We start from the raw sequence: 20,469 nt of genomic DNA, 5'->3' as shown, positions 1-20,469 counted from the left end.
CGAATCGCGACGGTAGTGTCGCCTCTATGGATGTAGAGGGACGTCGGTCGGCTGTGGTGGTGGGTGGCGGCATCGGAGGACTCGCCGCCGCCGTGGCCCTGCATCGCGCTGGGTGGACGGTGGCGGTCTACGAACGGTCTCCGAGCCGGGAGCAGATCGGCGCGGGACTGACCTTGTGGCCGAACGCGGTGCGGGCTTTGCATGCCCTGGGGCTCGCCGAGGCGCTGCAGGCCCGGGCCACGGCCCTTCTCGGTTCGGGTGTGCGTCGCCCGGACGGGCGATGGCTGTCGCGCACCAACGCTGATCAGGTGACCGCCCGTCATGGTTGTCCGCAGCTGGCGATCTTGCGAGCTGATCTGGTGGACCTGCTCGCCGCTGCGCTGCCGTCCGAATGTCTGCAGCTGGGCGCGAACGTGACGGACGTCGACGCCGGGGGCGCGGACCGGCAGGCGAGCATTCGCTGTGGTGACCGGCTCGTCTCCGCCGATCTCGTCGTTGCGGCCGACGGTGTGAACTCCCTACTGCGCCGGACGCTGTTACCGGCCCAGCCGCCGGCGGAGTACCGCGGATATGTCGCCTGGCGCGCCGTGGTGCGTGTCCCGACGATGGAGGTCGGCCCGGCCAGCGAAACGTGGGGGCGGGCAGACCGCTTCGGCGTCGTGCCGATGGGTCCTGACCTGACTTATCTTTACGCCACCGCGAACGCCACGGCCGGCGAGCCGAGCGCGGATGAGCTGGCCGAACTCCGCCGCCGCTTCGGGCACTGGCACGATCCGATCCCGGCGTTGCTCGACGCGATCTCGCCCGGTGACCTGTTGCGCCACGACATCGTGGCCGTGCAGCCGTCTCTGCGGCGCCTTCATCACGGCAGGGTGGCGCTGCTCGGCGATGCCGCCCACGCCATGGAACCCAACCTCGGACAAGGCGCCGGCCTCGCCCTCGAAGACGCCGTCGTCCTGGCGCACGCGGTAGCCGCAGGGCCGTCGATCGTCACCGGTCTCACGTCCTATGACCGAGCCCGAGCCGGACGGGTCACCCGGCTTGCTCGGCAGTCGCGTCTACTGGGTCAGCTCACGCAGAGCCCGTCTGCCACCGTCGCGGCGCTGCGCGACATCACCACCCGCCTGATTCCCGACCGCTTCGCGCTGCGCGGGTTCGACAGTGCCGCGAGCTGGCGTCCGCCGACGTCGAGTCCCGTACCCGCCAGCCAGTCGGAGCTCTGAGTCCTCGAACCCGCCCCGACAATGCTCTCGAGAACCCCCGGACCCCCTATGCTCTGGCCGTCCATCCAGGAGCGACAACGGGGCGCGTGATGAGCACTGGTACCGCGGAGCCGAAATTACCCAGCCAGGTGGCGGAGCTCGCCGCCCAACAGGGGTTGGGCGAGCTGATCGACCAGCGCAGTAACGGCAATCCGTTCAAGGGCGCAGTGATGGCGCTGGCCGGTGGTCTGCTCTCCACCGTGCTCTCTTGCGGCGTGCTGGCGCTGGCGGCCCAGACGGTGAAGTTCCTCCGGGTGATCGCGATCTTGTTGTTCGCCGTGGGCATCGTATCGGTGGCTTGGTCCGTCGTGATGCTCTTCCGCGGGTTCCAAGCGATCTACGTGTACCAAGGCGGCGTCGTCTACACGCGCAACGGCAAGGCCCGCGCCGCGCGCTGGTCCGACGTGAGCGAGGTAGAGGTCCAGGTAATCCGCGAAGGCAACCTGTTCGCGGGCAACATCTCCAACTACGTCGTGAAGCCGGTCGGCCAGGCGCCAATGCGGGTCAGCGCAATCGACATCGCGCTCCCCGACGGGGAACGGGATCCGATCGGCGCCTTGCTGATCCGTCTCGCGAACGAGACGGGACGGCCGGTCAGTCAGCGGCTCGTGGGCAAGAAGTAACTGCGAGGACTTCCCGGCACGACGGAATGGTTCAACAGCGACGGTTCTGCCTACTGAGGAAGTAGCCGTGCGCTCCGCCGCTATAGTCGGAAGATGCGGTCGGTCGACGGGGAATCGATCATCGAGGTGCGCGATCTGCGGATGCGCTACGGGTCGACCGATGTGCTGAAGGGCGTCGATTTCACCGTAGGCAGAGGTGAGGTCGTCACGCTTCTCGGGCCTAACGGGGCTGGCAAGACCACCACCATCGAGATCCTCGAAGGCTTCCGTCTGCCTTCGGACGGCACGGTCGCCGTGCTGGGAGCCGATCCGGCCAAGGGCGACGAGGACTGGCGTGCCCGCACCGGTGTGGTGCTGCAGTCCTGGCGCGACCACGCGCGTTGGACGCCCCGGAAGCTCCTCACCCACCTGGGTCGCTACTACCTGCCCTACTCCACGCCCGAGCGCACCCGGCCGTACGGCGTGGAGGAGTTGATCGCCATGGTCGGGCTGGCCGAACAAGCGGACCAGAAGATCCGCACCCTGTCCGGTGGGCAGCGCCGCCGCCTCGACGTAGCGATCGGCATCATTGGCCGCCCCGAACTGCTCTTCCTCGACGAACCGACGGCGGGATTCGACCCGCAGGCCCGTCGCGAGTTCCACGACTTGATCCACCGCCTGACCGACCTCGAAGAAACGACGATCCTGCTCACCACCCATGATCTGAGCGAGGCGGAGAAGCTGGCCGACCGCATCCTGATCCTGGCCGGTGGCCGGATCGTCGCCGACGGCAGCGCGGACGAACTGGCCAGGCAGGTGGCGGCCGAAGGCCAGGTGCGGTGGAGCCGCGACGGTGAGCACTTCGTGCAGTCCACAGCCGAACCCACGGAATTCGTCTGGGACCTGTTCGCCCGCTACGGCAGGGAGATCACGGATCTCGAGGTCCGGCGGGCCAGCCTCGAGGACACGTATCTGACGATGGTCCAGCAGTACGAGTCCGGCCGCGCCGACCAGGCGGCGATGGCGTTCGGACCGGCCGACGCGGAGGCCGAGACGGAGGACGCCCGATGAACAGCATCCAACACCGCACCGTGCACGCCGTCCGCGTCGGCCTCGCCCGTGGCTGGACGGAGTTCCTACTCAGCATCCGCAGCCCGCAGGACCAGGGGTTCTACCTGTTCACGGCGGTCGCGATCGTCGGCTACCTCTTCCTGCGGCGCGACACCGAGGTGGAGGGAACCTCGCTGCTGCTGCCGTCGGTCGTGATGCCGAGCATCCTCGGTGCACTGGTGGCCTTCGGCGTGATCATCGGCCCGGCATACGCCCTCGCCATGGAACGCGAGGACGGCACGCTCCTGCGCGCGAAGGCGGTGCCGCGCGGAATCCTCGGTTACGTCAGCGGCCAGGTGCTCTACCACTCGCTGAACTTGATCCCGTCCCTCGTGACCATCCTGATCCCGAGCCTCCTGCTCTTCGAGAACCTGGTCCATCGTGGCGCTGCGGGATGGCTCACCGTGGTCTGGGTGCTGGTGCTCGGGCTCCTCGCGACGATGCCGATCGGTATCGTCATCGGCTCCCTGGTGCCGAACGTGCAGAAGGTCAGCACCTGGGGCATGCTCCCGGTCATGGTGCTCACCGGCATCTCCGGGATCTTCTACCCGATCGACGCGCTGTGGGGCTGGGTTCAGGTCGTCGCCCAGCTCTTCCCCATTTACTGGCTCGGGCTCGGCATGCGCTCCGCCTTCCTGCCGGAATCCGCGGCGGCCCTGGAGGTCGGCGGGTCCTGGCGCACGCTGGAGACGGTGGGCGTCCTCAGCGCCTGGGCTGTCCTCGGCGTGCTGGTCGCTCCGATCGTGCTGCGGCGGATGGCCCGTAGGCAGTCGGGTTCCCAGGTGGAGGCGGCTCGTCAGGAAGCCGTTCAGTGGGTGCGGTAGCTCTCTGACGTTGCCGAGGGCCGCTCCGCGATACTCGACGGGTGGGCACAGTCGACGATCTGCTGGCTCTGGCCAGGCAAGCCGGTGCGCAGCGCGACTTCTCCGAACAGTACCGATGGTCGGTCGAAGCGATGAGGGTCAGCCGCGTGCTGGTTGCGCGACAGCCGGACGACCGGCAGCCGCTCGGATTGCTAGCCCGCGGCCTGTATCACCACGCGTACCGCGCACTGCAGGATGGGCGCACGAGCGTGGCTCAGGACGCCCTGACCGAAGCTGCTCGGCACTACACGGCGCTGGTCGCGGCCGAGCCGGAGGTTTACGCCGTCGAAGCCTGCGATGTCCGCTTACGAGAAGCCTTGGTCTGGTACGCCCGGGAAGACTTCGTCGCCGCCGCGCGAGTCGCCGAGGAAGCGGCGGCGGTCTATGAAGCCGTGAGCCATGGTGATCCCATCGCACGGGACCTCGGAGTACTCCGCGCGTATGCGATGGCCGGGCGCGCCTGGCTTTACGAAGGGCACCCGGCCGAGGCGATGGCAGCGTTCGATGAAGTTCTCTTCGTTCTCGAAGGCTGGCTGGAGAATGAGGAGGTCGAACCCGACGACCTCGATTGGTTCGCCGCCGCTCCGGCCGATTTCCGCCGGTCGGCACCCGAGCTGCTGGGTGCGGCGGTGGCCGGCGCCGAGTTACACGACGCTGCCGGCGAGCTGAGCCTCGCGAACGCGGCGGCGGCCATCGCGGCACAGATCGTCCGAGGCCTGGCCAGCACCGGGAACGAGTCGGCTGCCCGCCGGGCCGAACCCATCCTCGCCCGGGCACAGGAAATCTCCTCGAGGCTAGAACAGGCGGCCCTGGCCGAAGGCCTCACACCAACACTCTTCACCGGGGGCCTGGCCGCCGTCCGGGGCCCGTGGCGACCGGTAGACGTCGAGTGGATCATCGGGTCCGCCGGTTGGCGAGAGTCCGTCATCGAATGACGTCCCCTCGTGCTCCGCAGCACTGCTCACAGTGCGGCCAACATTTTCACCGCCTCGGTCTCGGCGGCGTGGACCGCGCGCAGCCGCTCGGCTAGCACGCCGAGGTCTGGTGCCACCGGTGGCCGCCGGTCCAGCTCGGCCCGGCTCGCCCAGAGCTCGGCGGCCGCCTCGGCCCGGACGTCCGCGCCGTCGTCGCCGAGTGCGACTCCCTCGGCGACCGCGGCCACCAGTTCGCGCAGGCGCGCGTACTCCGGTACGTCGGTCGGCACCGCCGCCTCCGCGAACGCGTGCCAGCGTCGGCCGGATTCGCGGAATGCCTCCGCTGCCTGTGCTGCTCGCTCGCCGAGCAGCGGCGTCGCCTCGTCGAGGAAGTCCGCGTACAGATCGCGCAGGTGACCGCCGGTCATGCCGACCGGCTCGATCCCCTCCCACGCGGTGAGCAGCGCGGTGGCCAGGCCGCGGCCGTTCGCGAAGACGGTCGGCCAGCCCTTGGCGTTGCGGCGGTCGGTGAGCAGCTTGGCCCACTTCTGCCAGGCCGGGAGCGCGAACGACGCGGACGTGCCGCCCAGCTTTTCGGCACACTCCCGAACTGCTTCGCGGACCAGGTCGGCGAGCTTGTCGGGCGCGGTCGCTTCCTCGACCACCAGCATGCGGTTCCGGTACGAGCTGACCCGCGCCCTGGCTCGGTGCAGCACGTCGGCCGGGACGGTCAGCGGACGGGTGTTGCGGTCGTCGATGCGGATTCCCGCCTCGCTCGCCGTGTAGGCGATCACTGAATGCCCGCCGTGCGCCTCGAGGTGCGCTGGCAGGTTCCAGTAGCCGACCAGGTACCGGTCCGGGACGACGATGGCCCGTTCGCCCGCCGCGAGCGCCGCGTCCAACGCGTTCGCCGCACCCTTCGCTCCGGCCGTGGTGTGCACCCGGTACCGGGCGCCGATCCGGTCGAGCACTCGGTCGGTCCAGTCGAGGTAGTTCCACCGGTGCCGGAAGCCCAGCGTCAGGTGGGTGGTGTCGTGCGCGGCGAACTCCCAGAGGATGTACCCGGCGCCGACACCGCCGCCGAGGCCGAGAACCATGGCCTCGGACAGCTCCACACCCCGATCGGCGAGTACGTGCGCTACCGCGGCGGTGTCCGGGTGCAGTCCGCCGCGCAACGTCCAGCCGTGGTCGGTACCCGGCTGGTCGGTGTCGCCCACCAGGTGTCGGCGCGCCACGGTGTACCGCTCGCCGGTCCGAGCCATCCGCGCACGGATGCGGGCCTTGAGATGCTTCTGCTCGGTCATCGCTATCCCGTCCGGTTCCGCGCACCCCGGGACCCCCACGCAGCGGAGATGCGCACAACCGTCGGTTCCAGGCAGCGATGGACGGTCGCTCTCCCGAGGCCGGACACCCCTTTGCCTCCGCGATGCCGAGCGGCGTGGGCGCCCGGAAGGAGGTTGGGCACGGGAGCGTGCCAGCCGTCACGGTAGCGCCACAGCGCGGTCACGTCGAGCGTCGTCGATCCTCACGCATGGACGAGCGATCGCCGCGGACGGCCTCCACTGCGAGCTGATTGCGGAACCGACGTTCTGCGCCGGAGGCACCTGGGTAGGACTGCCCAGGATTGGATGCGGGAGAGCGAGGAGTGAGCACGTTGGCCGTCGTTGCTGTTCGCGGTGGACGTGCCGGGTCTCCGCCTTCGTCGTCCGAGAAGGCTGAGCGATGACGACCGAGACGCATGCCCCCGACCGGAGCTCGGGAAGCGGGCCTCTGGCCCGGAGTCTGGTGAAGCTGGCCGGCACGCCCGACGACGCGTCGGACCTCGACGCGCAGTTGGTCGCGATCGCGCAGCTCGCGGTGGAGTGTCTGCCTGCGGTGGCGTATTCGTCGACCACGGCGCTGCGCGAGAAGGCCTACACGACGGTCGCGGCGACGAGTGCCTTGGCGGCGGCCGTGGACGACGCCCAGTACGACGCGCGCAGCGGCCCTTGCCTGGAGGCGCTGGAGTCCGGTGCGCCGGTAGCCGTTCCGGACATGGCGACGACGATGCAGTGGCCGGGGTTTCGGCGGACGGCTCGCCGCCTCGGTTTGGACGCCTCCCTGTCGATACCGCTGTTCGCCGGTCGCGGCGACGCGGTGGCGTCGATGAACCTCTACAGCCGGGACAAGACTGCGATGGCAGACGTGGCGGCGCACGTCCGGGCGGCCTTCGGCACCGGCGACTCCGCGCCACCCAAGCGGCGACACACCGCCCGGCCCCCCGCGACGGGTGCCGACGAGCTTGCCGCGGGGCTCGTGGAGGCGCTCGCCGTTCGCGACCGCATCCAGTTGGCGATCGGCATGGTCGCGGGGCGCGCCCGGTGCACCGCGACGGACGCGTACGTGTCGCTGCGGGTACGAGCCGCCGAAGCCGGAGTGCCGCTACTCGAAATCGCCACCAGGACACTGCGCCGGCTGCCCTGATCGGGGCATAGGGCGCGGCGTCCCCCGACCGGCGCGACTCCCTCCGGCCCGGAGAGGCGCGGACCGCAGGGATGTCACACTGTCTGACGCCATCGTGGGGCAGGCGGGTCTCGCGAGGTGGACGAGGGGGAGCCGCAGGGTGGCTTCGGGTGAGGCGTTGCCGACGCGCGAGTCGCGACTGACCACGCAGGGTTGGCTCGGTGTGGTCCTGTCGGTGCTTGCTGTCGTCGTGGTGGCGGGCGCGGTGGTGGGCGCCGTGATGCTGCAGCGCACCGCGGTGACGTCCAACCGGCTCGCGGACCGGATCTCCCCGGCCAGCACCGGGGTGCAGCAACTCGTGACCGCGCTCGCCGACCAGGACGGCGGTCTGCGTGGGTATCTGACGACCGGGGATCGGCAGTTCCTCGCCCAGTACCAGGCGGGCCGGCGTGCCGAGCAAGAGACCGTGGCCAGACTGCGAATCCTGCTGGGGTCGGAGCCGGAGCTGCTCACTCGGATCGATCAGGCCGAGGCGATGGCTGATCGGTGGCGGGCACGGTTCGCCGCCGGCCCGCTGGCCGGACCGGCAACGACCGGGCGAGGTGTGAGCAACGTGGCGGAGGTCGTGGAGGCAGGTCGAGGCTCCCAGGAGATCCGGACGGTGCTGAGTCGGCTCAGCCGCGACCTGCAGAACGCGCGCGATGCGGCGCGGTCGGACCTGAACACGGCGCGGGCGATCCGGGACGCCACGTTCATCACCATTCTCGTCACCGTGCTCGTCGGCGGCGTCCTGATGATGCTGCTGCTGCGAACCGTGGTGCTCAAGCCGCTCAGCCGGCTCCGCGCGGAGGTACGGGCGGTCTCCGCGGGCGACTTCGAGCGCGTCATCGTCGGGCACGGTCCGGCCGACCTGGTGGAGCTCGCCGACGATGTCGAAGTGATGCGTCGCCGGATCACCGGCCAGCTGCGCGCCACGGCCGAAGTTCGTGCCCGGCTGGAAGCTCAGACCGAAGAGCTCAGCCGATCCAACGCCGAGCTCGAGCAGTTCGCCTACGTCGCTTCGCACGATCTGCAGGAGCCGTTGCGCAAGGTCGCCTCGTTCTGCCAGCTGTTGGAGAACCGCTACGGCGATGTGCTGGACGAGCGCGGACGAAAGTACATCAGCTTCGCGGTCGACGGCGCGCACCGCATGCAGTCGCTGATCGTCGATCTGCTGACCTTCTCCCGCGTCGGCCGGGTACACGACAAGGTGCGGGAACTCGACCTCGACGAGGCGCTCGACAGGGCGCTGAGCAACCTCGCTCGCTCCGTCCGGGACAGCGGAGCGACGATCCACCGGGAACCGTTGCCTCGGGTGACCGGCGAACCCACCCAACTCACCATGCTGTTCCAGAACCTGCTCGGCAACGCCCTCAAGTTCCGCCGCCCGGACACCCCTCCGGTGATCAGCGTGGCCTGCAGTGCGGTCGACGACGGCTGGCAGATCACGGTGACCGACAACGGGATCGGTATCGAAGCGCAGTACGCGGACAGGATCTTCGTCCTCTTCCAACGACTGCACACGCGGGACGCGTACGACGGAACCGGCATCGGGTTGGCGGTCTGCCGCAAGGTCGTCGATTACCACGGGGGCCGCATCTGGCTCGACGCCGACTATCACGACGGCACCCGCATCCACCTCACACTTCCCGCGGCACAGAGCGGGGACAGCGGTGCCGCGGACGCCGGTGACGACAGCGACCTTGCTGCGGTGCCCGCCGCCCACCAGTCACCCTCGTGACCCGCTAGGGCACCCGCAGGGCGAGGATCGCGACGTCGTCTTATTTCTCAGCTCCGAATGGACTATCTCGGCCCTGCGACGGGCCCACGAAGTGTGTGGTAGTTGACTAAGCAGCGTGCCGTTCCCACGGGCCGGAGGATGTGTCATGTCGGACGAGCAGGTCCACCCCGAGACCGATCCCCAGGCGGTGGTCGTCGCGTTCCTGGCGGCGCTGGAGCGAATGGACCTGGAGGCCGCGTTCCTCCTCGTCTCCGACGACGTCGTCTACCAGAACGTCCCGCTACGGCCCGCGCGCGGACGCCGTGCCGCCGAGCGGACGCTGCGGCAAATGATGCGGTACTGCACCGGGTTCGAAGCCCGCATGCGCCACATCGCAGCGAACGGACCGATCGTGCTCACCGAACGGATCGACGTGCTCCGGTCCGGATCGTGGGAGGCCGAGTTCTGGGTGTGCGGAACGTTCGAGGTGCACGCGGGCCGCATCACGCTCTGGCGCGACTACTTCGACTGGACGACATTCCTGGCGGCCGGCGTCCGCGGCGCCGGCAAGGCGGCGCTGGCCCGACTCACCAAGAACCGTGCGTTTCGTCCTCGGCGTGCACAGCCCTGAAGCGCTACGCGGCGGGGGAGTGCGCCGCACTCCGCGCTGCACGCAGGTCGCGAGTTCCAAATCGGATTGACGCCTGCCTCGTGGCGATCCACCGTGAGGGCCATGGACCAGATCACGCGGGGCAACTTGAAGGCCTGGGAGACCGCATCCGAGAAGTACGTCCGGGAATACTCCGACTGGCTGGCGGTGGCCGCGGCCGGCTCCTCGCTGATCGACCTCGAGCGTGAACTGCTGCACGACATCCTCGAGCGTTCCCCGGAGGTCGTCCATCTGCAGAGCGGTAACGGCACCGACGACGTCGCGCTGGTTCAGGCGGGTGCGCGGTCGGTGGTCGGGGTGGATTTCAGCGAGGTCGCGGTCGATGCGGCGCAACGGCGTGCGGACGAGCTCGGCGCTGAATGCCGCTATGTCGTCGGAGTGTTGCCCGGCGCCCCGCTGCCCGACGCGAGCGCCGATCTGGTCTACACCGGCAAGGGCGCGGTGATCTGGATCAGCGACCTGACGGCGTGGGCGGCGGACGTCGCTCGGCTCTTGCGCCCGTCGGGGCATCTGTTCGTCTACGACGAGCACCCTGCCTTCTCGCTGTGGACGTGGGACGAGGACGAACCCCGCATCCGACCGGACCGCAGCTACTTCGCCCGAAGCCATATCGACGACACGTACCCGGCCAACGGAGCGGTCCAGTTCCAGGCGACGCTCGGCCAGATCGTCACCGCGGTGGCGGCAGCCGGACTGGAGATTCTGCACCTGGGGGAGTACCCCGAGCCGTTCTGGCGGATGGACGGGGTGTCGGCGGCCTCTTGGAACGGGCGCCTGCCCAACTCCTTCTCACTGCTGGCCCGACGGCCCTGACCCTTTCCGGGGGCGGCGCAGCCATTGCGCGCCGCGAGCGCTCAGCGGCACGAGAGCGCGTTCACGGTTCGGCGCCGACGGCATGTGGTCGTAATCGCAACCATCGATAGGTCCGTATGGCGTCAACCGCGAGGCGCGCTCAACCACCGATCGTCGCCCGCGCGCTATCCGCGGCCAGTAGCGGACTTACCCGCGTGGCTACTCCGGGCAGCGTGAGTATTCATTAGCGTCGACCTGGAGGAGCGGCCACGACGCTGGCGGGTGCGGACGGCGGCGGGGTAAGTGCTGCGGTCGGGGCGATGGAGCTCGTCTGCGCCTGCTGTACGAAGGTAGCGAGCCATTGGAAGCGGCCGCGCTGGTTGAAGGTGAAGACGACGCTGTTTTCGTCGTGTATGGCGTCCATAGTCTGACGGCCGACTGAGAGCGGCGTTCGATTCCGCGACCGACGCCGAAGGCTATGGAGCCACTGATGACTTGCCCTGCCGGCTTGAGCTTGCCCGCTGACTGACGTCTGATCTCTTAGTTCCTATGCCGACGGTTGGGCGTGCCACGCCGCCGGTGCGTTGTATCTCGATCCATTGACCGTCGAAGACGGCTGTGCCGTCGCGTCCGCGGGCAGCAGTGGTTGCGGCGGGCTGGGGTTCCGGAGCGGTTGGACCGTGGACCGCATCCGGGTCACCCGCCTCGAGTACGGCCAGCGCGACGGGGGAGGAGCGCTGGGCGACGTACGCGACGAGCGTCGGCCCAGCAGGGTGCGGCACGCCAACCATCGGGCCCCGCGGCGAGGATGGTCTCCGCCCGAACGGCAGACAGAAGGACGACGGCGCTGGCAGGCTATCCACTCTCGAATCCGTTGCGGGTGAGGTGACGCGGTGACGGCACGGCGCCGTGCCTGGTGGATCGCGGCATTCGTCGGCGTTCTGCTGCTCGCCGTCACATCTGTCGGCGTGCTGTACCTCCGCGACGAGCCGATCCCCCGCCTCGCTCGTGCGTCGGCCGCGGCGCCGACGGCCTTGGGTCTGTACGAGACCCGCTTCGAGCCCGGCTGGCTCCCCCGCGAGTTCGCGCTGGAGCACCGCTGGTCGCAGACCACCCAGCAGGGCTACCTGGCGCGGCGCAGAGGCGACCACGAGTGGGAGCGGATTGAGATCCAGCTCGGCCCGCGCAACGGCACGCTGCTCGGTTGGCGTGCGCCGCGACAGCCCACCTGGAAAGGGCCCCCGCTCCCTGGCGTGGCGTACCTGCTCTGGGAGTGGGCCCCTGGTGCACCGGCATTGGTCCAGGTGGGGAACCGGAAGGACGCCAGGGAGGTCGCACAACGGGTCGCCGCCTCCCTGCGGATCACCGACCCGCAGCCGGTCCGGTACCCGTTCACCGTGCGGCAGCCCGCCGGGTACACGGTGGAGATCACCAGCACGTTCCACGGGACCGGTGCGGTCAGGTCCAGCGTGGGCTTCGGCCCCGGCGACCCGAACATCGACATCGGGGTGCTGGTCTACCCGTCCGAACCGCCGCTCGCGTCCGCGAACACGACAGTGCGCGGCCTTCCAGCCCGGGTCTACGTCGCCGATCAAAACGCCTCGTTCGACGTCCAGCTCGCCCACGCCGTCGCTCAGGTGAATTGCCACCACCCGGACCAGCCCGCGGCCGACCTGCGTGCCGCGTGTCTGGCGACGGCCGAGACCGTTCGGCTGGTGGGTAACCCCCGCGATCCCGCGACCTGGCGCACGCCGCCGGTGCACCGCTGACCGGCCGGGGAGCGCCTATTACCTTTTGCCCTGCTTCACAGGCTGCGTGGCTTCTGTTGCTTGCCGGCGGGCAGCCGGAAAATCTGACGGGCGACGTCTCGTGGTGACCTGATCGGATGACTGGCCGTATTTCAGTCGACGACACCCGCTGTCACGTCGGCGCCGTGAGAGTGCGGACGAGCCGGCCGGCCTCGGTCACCATGCGGGTGTGACCGCCACGGATGGCGACGTTCTCGACCTCGGGAATGGTCTCGCGCGCTCCGACCGCTGATGCGGCGGTGCTCGCCAGCGCCAGCAGGTCCGGTCCGCCTGCGCTCGCGGTGAGCGCGGCGGGTACGAGGGCGCGGGCCGCAGCCCACGCTTCGGCAGCGGCACCTGCGCGAAGAGCACCGGTCAGGGCCTCGGCGACTCGGCGCAGGACGAGAACGCCGTCGTCGTGGAGGGCAGCCAGTCCGTGGCCCACCAGAGCGCCGAGGTCGGCGCCGTCGAGGTCGGTGCGCGCGGCGGTGAGCACGAACGCGTCGGTGGCGGCGAGCCGTTCGGCGGGTCGACCGGCGGTGAGGCCGTAGGCGAGGCAGAGCGCGAAGGCCGGGCCGAGCGGCCCGGACGCGCGGGCGAGGGAGGGCAGGAGGTCGCCGGCGCCGCGGACGTTGCCGTCGGCGGCTCGGGCGAGCGCCGGCTGCACGTACGCGGCGACCAACTCCCGGTGGCTGGGTAAGGCCAGCGGCCAGGGCACCATGCTCAGTGTGTAGTGGTGGAGATAGACGTGCTGATAGGCGTGTTCCGGCGGGCGGCTGAGCAGCTCCTGCGGGAGCGTGAGATCAGGGTGCGCCAGTGGCGAGAACGTCACGGAGCGCCGGTGCGCCACCGTGGAGCCACACTCGCACGGCAGGTACCGGCCGTGAGTCTGGTGCCCGGGACGGCACCGCTTCTGCTGCACTGCGACGATGTTGATGTCCGGGTCGGCGAGCGCGCCGCCGGCCACCCACCGCGCGAAGGCGCGCCCGGCAGGTGAGCGCAGCCGGGCGGCGGCCTCGGCGACCTCAGGTTCGATCACGCGAGGTAGGCGTAGCAGCGCCTGGGTGAGGTCGTAGGGGGCGGGCGAGGGGCCCGCGGCCTCGGCGGCGGCAACAAGGTCGAGCACGCGTACCGGGTCGACGTGCCCGTCGACCGTGGCAGGCGTGGCGAGCAGTGCGGCCGGAGGTTCGCCTGCCAACTGCTCGGCCAGCTCGATCGAGCGTCGGGCGGTGAGATGCGACGGGTAGGCCGGGTCGCGCTCGTATTCGTTGAGCGCGTACGTCCGCTGGCGCCCGGTTACCGCCGACTGCAGCATCAGCACGAACGAATCGGTCCAGTACTCCGGGAGCAGCGGTGCCAGGGCCGCCGCCACGGCCGGCCGGTCGGCGCGAACGAACACCGGCAGCGCGGCGACGAACCGTTCGAACAGGATGGGATCGTCGCGGTGGCGCAGCAGGCACGCCGCTGCGGCGGCCAACTCGGCGACCGACGCGATCGGCGGCGGCAGCGCGGCTGGCGGCGGCAGCGGGGCCGGGCGGGCAGCGGTCCGGTCCACGGCCGCAGCGGCGGTGCCGCCGTGCGGTCCGCCCAACAGCGCGTCAGCCTGGCGACGTAGGTCACCGTCGAGGGCGTCGGCGACGTCGCGCAGCACCGCGCGCCCGTCGTCGCCGAACACCGGCAGGTGCCGGGCGGTCAGCGCGAGAGTGCGCTCGGCGAGGTCGACGGCCTCGTTGTCGATTCCGGCGGTCAGTGCCGCGAACAGCTGCGGGTCGCGGGTGCGGCGCAAGGCCTCGTCGAGCCAGTCGAGGGCAGCCCGGACGAGCTTCTTCTCCGGCCGAGGCAGCACCGCGTAGGCGGCCTCCGCGATCAGGTCGGCGGGAAGCCGACCCGCGTCGTCCACGGCCCGTAATGCCGCCAGCGCCAAGGCGGCGACAGCCACGTGGGGCGACGACAGCATGCCGAGGTACTCCTGGCGATGCTCGGCGCATTCGGCCGTGGTGGGCGCCAGTATCCGGTGGACCCGTACGACGACCCGGACGGCTCCGGGGCGATCGCCAGCGCGCAGCCGCAGCAGGACATCAGCGAGCAGGTCGGCGCGCGGGTAGCCGCCGTCGGCGACGAGCCGGGCCAGCGCGGGCGGCCACTCCTCGCGCAGCTCGACGGCCACCCTCGGGATTCGGAACACGTGCGGCAGCAGCAGGGCGGTGTGCGGATGCGCCTGCAGACGTTCGGCGACCTGGGCCCATCCGATCTCACGGATCCAGCCCCGCACGACCGCTTCGGTCGTGGGCGGGGCCAGCCCGGCCGCGGTCAGCAGCCCGCTGACCATCGGCCACTGCCGGTCGACCTGAGCCGGTCGCAACCGGTCCGCGAGCTGTCGAGCGACGCTCGCCAGCGCCGGGCGCCCCGGAGCGGACAACACCCGGACCAGGGCGTTCACCGCTACGAGCTGCGGTTGCTCCCAGAATCTGTCCGAGCGCAGCCAGGACACGACGTCGGCAGCACGCGGCAGGCATGCAGCGCCCGCCACACGCAACGCATCCTCCCGATTCCGCTTCAGCGTCTCCCACTGCTGCCATGCCTGCTGGTACCTGTACTCGGTGGACTCCGAGGGGTCGTCGGAGTGGTACGGGTTCTCAAAGCCGGAGACGGCGGACCCATTTGACTGGTACGCCTTCAATCGCGGGCCGAGCGCGCGCCGCTCGGCCTCTGAGGCAGCGAGCAACGCGTCCGCCACCTGCTCGACGCTGCCAGCCTCGATCCACGAGATCAGCTGCTCGACGGTGAGGGCACTCATGCCGGGCCGTCCGCCGCGAGCAGGGATACAGCGAGGATGTGCTTGCACGGCCCGCGCCGCCCGTACCGTTCCGTCCACCACGGGCAGGTACACCCCCAGGTGCCATCGGCAGCGCGGTGCACGAGCCGGGTCCTGACCTGGTAGCCACTCGCGGTCGGCCGTACCTCGCCGGCGGCGACGAGTGCGCGGGCCGCTACGTGCCGGGGTTGCAACGCGGTCAGTAGGTCTGACCGGTAGGGCAGCTCACGGTGGAACCAGCCGGCCTCGGACCAGTCGTAACCCACCTTGCCGGAGATGGCCAGCGCAGCGAGCGCACTGCGGACCTGTTCGCCGGTCAGGCCCTCGGCGGCCGCCAAGGCGGCAGGGTCGACCGTGCCGTCCCAGCCGAGCCGGTCGGCGAGTGCGTCAGCATCCTCCAAATACGACAGCAGGCCACCCTCGCCCGACAAGCCACGGAATACCCCCGGCGACAGCAGCACGGAGAACCGGACGGCGCCCAGGTCGAACTCCCAGCCGCTGGGCATCGGCCCGCTGCCCGCGGTCACGGAGGGCCCGTAGAGCCGCAGGGTGCGGGTGTACGGCAGCAACGGACGGAAGAGGCTCAGCCGGTGCGCACCCGCCAGGCACACCGCGCCGGGCGCAGCGACGGCCGCGGCACGCACCGAGCGGCCAGCGGGCACCAGCCAGCGATCGTCGCCGCGATGTGCCGGGAGCCGGTGCAGCAGCGCCGCGGCTTGCCCACCGGAGATCTCGGCATGCAGGTCGAACCCGGCGGCGAGGAAGCCGGCCTCGGCCAGACCGCGCAGCCAGCGCTCAGGCAGCGGGACACGCTTCTCGACGACATGTGCGCCCAGCGTGGTGACGGCGAGCTCATCGGGCCCGACCGTCAACCGCAGCGGATCGCCGCCGCCGACCTGCGTCAGGGCGGTGTAGAGCGGCGGATTGATGTCGACATTGGTCGTGCCGCGCGCATTGACCGCCCCGTCCAGCGCGGCCGGCAGCACGTCGAGGCGGGCGTAGAGCCCGCAGCAGCCCGATAACGATTCGAACCGCAGCCGCTCCCCGCCGCAGGTGACCACCGGATCCCGCAGCCCCCGGGAGCCGAACTGGTCTCGCCGGAAGTCTGCAGCGGCGACGTCGGCCAGCGTGGCGAGGCACATCGCGGCCGGCCGTGCAGCGGTGAGGAAGCCCGTGAAGTAGGAGGCGTGCAGCCCGGCCGTCTCGAGTGTCAGCCCGTCGTCGGCCAGCGCGGAGGGCCGCCGGTAGACGACCTCCTGGATCCCTGGGGTCATGGATCGGCACGCTATCTCCGGCCACCGACACAATCCCGATGAACGGCCGCCATCGCCGCCGCGGCCTCGGCGGCTCCCTCCGTTCCATGGGCCGGCGTACCAGCGGGCGATTCCTCGTCCTGGTGCGACAGCCACACTCGTTTGCATGCTTGTCGTGGGGTCAGATGCTCCAAGAGGCGCGCGATGCGCTGAGGCGGGATTCCACTGGGCCGCTGAGCATGCCCACGGAGCGGCAGAAGCGGATGTCCTGCGGCGGTCAAGACTTCCGCGGAGTGATGACGGATTACGCGAGTGCCCGCTGCAGTAATTCGTCATCACTCCTGGCGGCACACGGCCAGAAGTGACTGGGACGGCGCGAGTTGCCGAGTTATCGCTCACCTCGTTGCTGCTCATGAGGTCGGCCGAGACGACACCAAACCGGGGTGGAAGCGGCGCTCACAGCCCGATCTGTTGTCGGCGGAGCCCGGAAGCTTACGGCGCGCCCGCCGACCCGCGGACGCTACTCTCCTGGTCCACGTCGGTCGCCGACCGACGCGGAAGCATCCGGTGCACCGACTCGACCATCGCGATCATCCCGGAAAGCACCACGACCGTATCGGTTGCTCCGAGTCCGAACGCCGCCCCACCACCGATGGCAGTGGCCGATACCGCGAGCGCCGCCACCAGACGCCACGAGACCGCAGTTCTCCACCGCCGCTTCACGGCCCCTCACACCCAGACCTCGGGACGGGCACGGTGCTGGTACGAGCCCCATGCGATCTGGTCCGCGGCGAGTTGGAGACGGCGTGTGAGGTCAGGTGTTCCGTGTCCCGGGTTGAACTCGACGACGATGCCGCGGGCCATGGCTTCGGCGGCGTCGGGGAGCTCCTGACAGATCGCCTTCGCTAATCCGATGTGCATGATCATCGCGATCTCGGCTGGCTGCTCCGGGTAGTAGCTCGCGGTGCCGACGACCCTCCCACGGCTGGGCGGCGCGCACCGCTGGAGCCGGTGTTCGAGGGCGAGCTTGACGTTCGTTGCGTCCGCCGCGAAGAACGGATTGCCGCTGGCAGTCAAGATTCGCGTATGGAAAAGTACGTCCGTAGCGCCGAACTGGTCGCGATTCTCCGCGAATTGGTGCGGATCGACGGATCCCAGTGCGTCGATTCGTTCCGCGAGGAGGGCGATCTCCCTGGCGTCTTCACACGATCTGCGTGCGGCGTGGGCTGCGGCGATCGGTTCGATCGCCTCTCGAACCTCGAGTAGCCGACGAATCGTCACATCGTAATTGTGCGCAAGCATCCAGCGCACCAACTCCGGGTCGCGATGATTCCATTGGTCCTGCGGCTGAACCAGGCTTCCGGCGCCTGATTTGCCCTTGAAGAGCCCCATCCTGATCGCGACGTGGCGCACTTGTTCCGCGATATTCGGGATGACACCGAGATCGGCTTGGAGCTGATTCGGCCTGATCGCCTCTCCGACTGGCCAGTCCGCGTTCAGTACCCGCATGACCATTGCTCCGGTAGCGTTCTCGACCTCATTCATGGAATCCCCCTCGCCGATCGGCAGACATTGCACCCGGCTCATGGAGTTATTTTTCCGTCAACCCGGCGAAGTACTCAAGCGCACGTCTTCGCGGGGTTCGCGCGGAGAACCAAGAGGGTTCGGGAATCGATCTCCGGGGGTGCGCCTCCGCGAAGCGCTGGCCGTCGACGAGGGCCGCGCGGTCCGGCCGTCGGCGCTCGACCGGACCGGTGCGCTGCACCGACAGGAATCGACGCCTCATCGTCCACTGCGGCTGCGGTAGCGGTAGCGAACCTCCTCCAGCGGAGCTCCTCGAGTGTCGTTCCTCTTGCTCGCTCCGTCGGCACGCCAGCCGCCTGCCTCGTAGAAGCGCCGCGCGGACGCGTTGGTCTCCAGAACCCACAGCACGACCTCTCGGTAACCGCCCTGCGCCAACCTGCTGAGACCCGCATCCATCAACAGCCTGCCCACGCCCCGACCCTGGTGCTCCGGCAGCAGATAGATGGCCTGCACCTCGCCGACGTGCTCCGGGTCTGTGTCCGCGTCCCGGCTCGGCGAGACGCTGACGAACCCGACGACACCGCGTGCTTCGTCCTCGGCGACCAGGGTGGCGGCCGGTGGCCTGGCCTCCTCGACCCAGCGCCGCCATGGTTCGTGGCGGCGCGAGGGATCGAGTTGATCGAGGTGTTCCTGCGGAACCTGTCCGCGGTAGGCGTCCTGCCAGGTGCGTACCTGCACGACCGCGAGCGCTTCGGCGTCCGCGGCAGTCGCCGGCCTGACGATCACCCCGGCATTCTCCTAGGGTTCGACGCGGTCCGCACCACCCTTTCCGCGAGCGCCTGCAGCCGCTACTGTCCGCCGCGCCCGGAGTTCACACACGGCGAATCTGTCCACTGGCAGCCCCGTGGTTCCGGCCGGTCGTCGACAGGCCGGTTCTCGGCAGGCCGACGGCGAGCAGTGCGCCGAGCAGGGTCGGCACTGCCACCACGACGAAGGCGACGCCGGTCGGCCCGGCGACGGTGAGCGCGCCGGCCGCGACCGCTACTCCGAGCGCCGATCCGACGTTCATCGTGGTCTGCTGCACGCCACCGGCCACGCCGGCGCCGGCCACCGGAACGCTCGTGACGAGCACCGCGGTCGCGACCACCAGCACGGTGCCGAACCCGGCCCCCAGGAGGATGAACGCGCCGGTCAACACCCATCCGGACGGCGGCCGGACGGCCGGCAGCGTCGCCAGGACCAGTGCCCCGGTCGTCGCCATGGTCAGCGCGCCGGCCACAGTGGTGCGGGCGCCGACCCGGCGGGCCAGCCGTGGGGCCAGCGGTGCGGCGGCGGCCACTGCGGCGGCGAGCGGAAGGCCGCGCAGCGCGCTGTCGAACGCTTTCAGGCCGACGACGTCCTGGAGGTAGAAGCTGCCGACGAACAGGACGCCCAGCATGGTCGCGGACGCGGCCACGAGGACGCTGATCGCGGTGACGACCGGCCGCGTGGCGAACGCAGCCGGCGGTGTCCCGCGTCCGCAATCCGGCCCACTCGGCCCCGCCGGCTCCACCCACCGCAGTGCCAGCAGGCCCGCGAGCAGGGCCGGAACCGCGGTCAGCACGAAGATCGCCCGCCAGCCGACCGCCGCGGTCAGCGCGCCTCCGAGCAGTGGCCCGAGCGCGGAGGCCACCCCGATCGCGGCGGCCCGCGCTCCGATCGCGGAAGGCAGCCGGTCGGGTGGGTAGGCCACCCGCAGCATGCCGAGCGTCGCCGGTTGGAGGAGCGCCCCGCAGACGCCCTGTGCCACCCGTAACGCGATGACGGCCTCAACGGTCGGCGCGACGCTGATCGCGGCGGAGGTCGCGGCGAACCCGAGCATGCCGACCGCGAACAACCGGTAGTGGCCGTGGCGGTCACCGAGACGGCCGGCGACGATCAGCAGAGAGGCCACCGCGAGCAGGTAGCCGCCGCTGACCCACTGCGCCTGGGCGTAGGACGCGGCCAGGTCGTGACGCAGGTCCGGTTGGGCCAGCGCGAGCGCCGAACCGTCCACCGCGACGATCGCCGCCCCGGTGACGCTGGTGCCCAGAGTCACCGTCGCCCGGCTCACGGCGCTCCGAGGTGTGCGTCGAGCGCGGCGCGGATCAGCGGGTCGACGTCGTCCAGGCCGGTCGCCAGCGGCAGGCTGCCCCACCCCCACAGTTGGGCGATGCCGTGCAGGTTCGCCCAGAGTGCGGCCGCCACCAACGGCGGGTCCGCCCCCGAGGCGGGTCCCGCATCGGCGACGAGTTCCGTCAATCGATGGAACAGCGGCAGGCTGGTCTCGCGCAGGCCCAACCGATTGCTCTCCAGCAGGTCGTGCCGGAACATCAGCTCGTACATGCCCCGCCGCGTCAGCGCGAACTCCAGATAGCAGCGGGCGCCGGCGGCCAGCTGGGCCCGCGCGTCCGACCCACCCGCCGACGCGGCATCGGCCATCGCGGCGGCGGCCCGCTCGGCCAGGTCACGGAAGCCTTCGCGGGCGATCGCGGAGAGCAGCTCCAGGTGAGTGGGGAAGTAGCGGCGGGGCGCGCCGTGCGAAACGCCGGCCCGGCGGGCGATCTCCCGCAGTGACAGCGCCACGACGCCGTCGCTGGTCACCAGCGCAACCCCGGTGGCGACCAACCGATCCCGCAACCCCTCGTCAGCACCCAT

17 protein-coding genes are annotated in these 20,469 nt (G+C 70.3%); 10 read left to right on the top strand and 7 right to left on the bottom strand.

The window, feature by feature from the left end:
* Positions 1–26: 26 nt before the first annotated feature.
* The 5 genes from ABEB28_RS17745 (at position 27) to ABEB28_RS17725 (ending at position 4,772) form a co-directional block, all read left to right on the top strand.
* Positions 27–1,223: an FAD-dependent monooxygenase gene (locus tag ABEB28_RS17745; RefSeq protein ID WP_345729228.1), complete on the top strand. Its 1,197-nt coding sequence runs from the start codon at positions 27–29 to the stop codon at positions 1,221–1,223.
* Positions 1,224–1,312: 89 nt separating this feature from the next.
* Positions 1,313–1,885, top strand: coding sequence for a DUF6585 family protein (locus tag ABEB28_RS17740; protein ID WP_345729227.1), 573 nt, complete (start codon positions 1,313–1,315; stop codon positions 1,883–1,885).
* A gap of 93 nt (positions 1,886–1,978) precedes the next feature.
* A complete protein-coding gene (locus ABEB28_RS17735; protein WP_345729226.1) occupies positions 1,979–2,935 on the top strand; it encodes an ABC transporter ATP-binding protein in 957 nt (318 codons plus the stop codon).
* Positions 2,932–3,798 (top strand): ABC transporter permease, encoded by an 867-nt coding sequence (locus ABEB28_RS17730; protein ID WP_345729225.1) that lies wholly within the window; start codon positions 2,932–2,934, stop codon positions 3,796–3,798. Before ABEB28_RS17735 ends, ABEB28_RS17730 begins: the two co-directional genes overlap by 4 nt.
* A 41-nt stretch (positions 3,799–3,839) precedes the next feature.
* On the top strand, positions 3,840–4,772 hold the full coding sequence (locus ABEB28_RS17725) for a hypothetical protein (protein WP_345729224.1): 933 nt from the start codon (positions 3,840–3,842) through the stop codon (positions 4,770–4,772).
* Between the two features lie 26 nt (positions 4,773–4,798).
* Here the strand turns inward: ABEB28_RS17725 and ABEB28_RS17720 are convergent, their stop codons facing one another.
* Positions 4,799–6,055: a BtrH N-terminal domain-containing protein gene (locus ABEB28_RS17720; protein ID WP_345729223.1), complete on the bottom strand. Its 1,257-nt coding sequence runs from the start codon at positions 6,053–6,055 to the stop codon at positions 4,799–4,801.
* 418 nt (positions 6,056–6,473) lie between these two features.
* On the opposite strand from ABEB28_RS17720, the gene ABEB28_RS17715 reads away from it, so the two are divergent.
* The 5 genes from ABEB28_RS17715 to ABEB28_RS17695 all read left to right on the top strand — a co-directional run bounded on the left by ABEB28_RS17715 (position 6,474) and on the right by ABEB28_RS17695 (position 12,183).
* Positions 6,474–7,214 carry a GAF and ANTAR domain-containing protein gene (locus tag ABEB28_RS17715; RefSeq protein ID WP_345729222.1) on the top strand — a complete coding sequence of 247 codons (741 nt, stop codon included), beginning with the start codon at positions 6,474–6,476 and terminating at the stop codon, positions 7,212–7,214.
* 139 nt (positions 7,215–7,353) lie between these two features.
* Complete coding sequence (locus ABEB28_RS17710) at positions 7,354–8,973, top strand: sensor histidine kinase (protein ID WP_345729221.1); 1,620 nt, start codon at positions 7,354–7,356, stop codon at positions 8,971–8,973.
* Between the two features lie 145 nt (positions 8,974–9,118).
* A complete protein-coding gene (locus ABEB28_RS17705) occupies positions 9,119–9,583 on the top strand; it encodes a limonene-1,2-epoxide hydrolase family protein (RefSeq protein ID WP_345729220.1) in 465 nt (154 codons plus the stop codon).
* Between the two features lie 102 nt (positions 9,584–9,685).
* Complete coding sequence (locus ABEB28_RS17700) at positions 9,686–10,435, top strand: class I SAM-dependent methyltransferase (RefSeq protein ID WP_345729219.1); 750 nt, start codon at positions 9,686–9,688, stop codon at positions 10,433–10,435.
* Between the two features lie 872 nt (positions 10,436–11,307).
* A complete protein-coding gene (locus tag ABEB28_RS17695) occupies positions 11,308–12,183 on the top strand; it encodes a hypothetical protein (protein WP_345729218.1) in 876 nt (291 codons plus the stop codon).
* 151 nt (positions 12,184–12,334) lie between these two features.
* Here the strand turns inward: ABEB28_RS17695 and ABEB28_RS17690 are convergent, their stop codons facing one another.
* The 6 genes from ABEB28_RS17690 to ABEB28_RS17665 form a co-directional block, all read right to left on the bottom strand.
* A complete protein-coding gene (locus tag ABEB28_RS17690; protein WP_345729217.1) occupies positions 12,335–14,998 on the bottom strand; it encodes a hypothetical protein in 2,664 nt (887 codons plus the stop codon).
* Positions 14,995–16,290, bottom strand: a complete 1,296-nt coding sequence (locus ABEB28_RS17685) for an SWIM zinc finger family protein (RefSeq protein ID WP_345729216.1) — start codon at positions 16,288–16,290, stop codon at positions 14,995–14,997. Before ABEB28_RS17685 ends, ABEB28_RS17690 begins: the two co-directional genes overlap by 4 nt.
* A gap of 708 nt (positions 16,291–16,998) precedes the next feature.
* Positions 16,999–17,856 carry a FadR/GntR family transcriptional regulator gene (locus ABEB28_RS17680; protein WP_345729215.1) on the bottom strand — a complete coding sequence of 286 codons (858 nt, stop codon included), beginning with the start codon at positions 17,854–17,856 and terminating at the stop codon, positions 16,999–17,001.
* A 195-nt stretch (positions 17,857–18,051) separates the two neighbouring features.
* On the bottom strand, positions 18,052–18,579 hold the full coding sequence (locus tag ABEB28_RS17675) for a GNAT family N-acetyltransferase (protein WP_345729214.1): 528 nt from the start codon (positions 18,577–18,579) through the stop codon (positions 18,052–18,054).
* A gap of 85 nt (positions 18,580–18,664) precedes the next feature.
* Positions 18,665–19,885 carry an MFS transporter gene (locus ABEB28_RS17670; protein WP_345729213.1) on the bottom strand — a complete coding sequence of 407 codons (1,221 nt, stop codon included), beginning with the start codon at positions 19,883–19,885 and terminating at the stop codon, positions 18,665–18,667.
* Positions 19,882–20,469 (bottom strand): TetR/AcrR family transcriptional regulator, encoded by a 588-nt coding sequence (locus ABEB28_RS17665; RefSeq protein WP_345729212.1) that lies wholly within the window; start codon positions 20,467–20,469, stop codon positions 19,882–19,884. The genes ABEB28_RS17670 and ABEB28_RS17665 overlap by 4 nt, the downstream gene beginning before the upstream one ends.

The organism is Cryptosporangium minutisporangium (assembly GCF_039536245.1).
Taxonomy (GTDB): Bacteria; Actinomycetota; Actinomycetes; order Mycobacteriales; family Cryptosporangiaceae; genus Cryptosporangium; species Cryptosporangium minutisporangium.
Note: the sequence above shows the minus strand (reverse complement) of the source record. Positions and strands in the feature narration are given on the sequence as shown.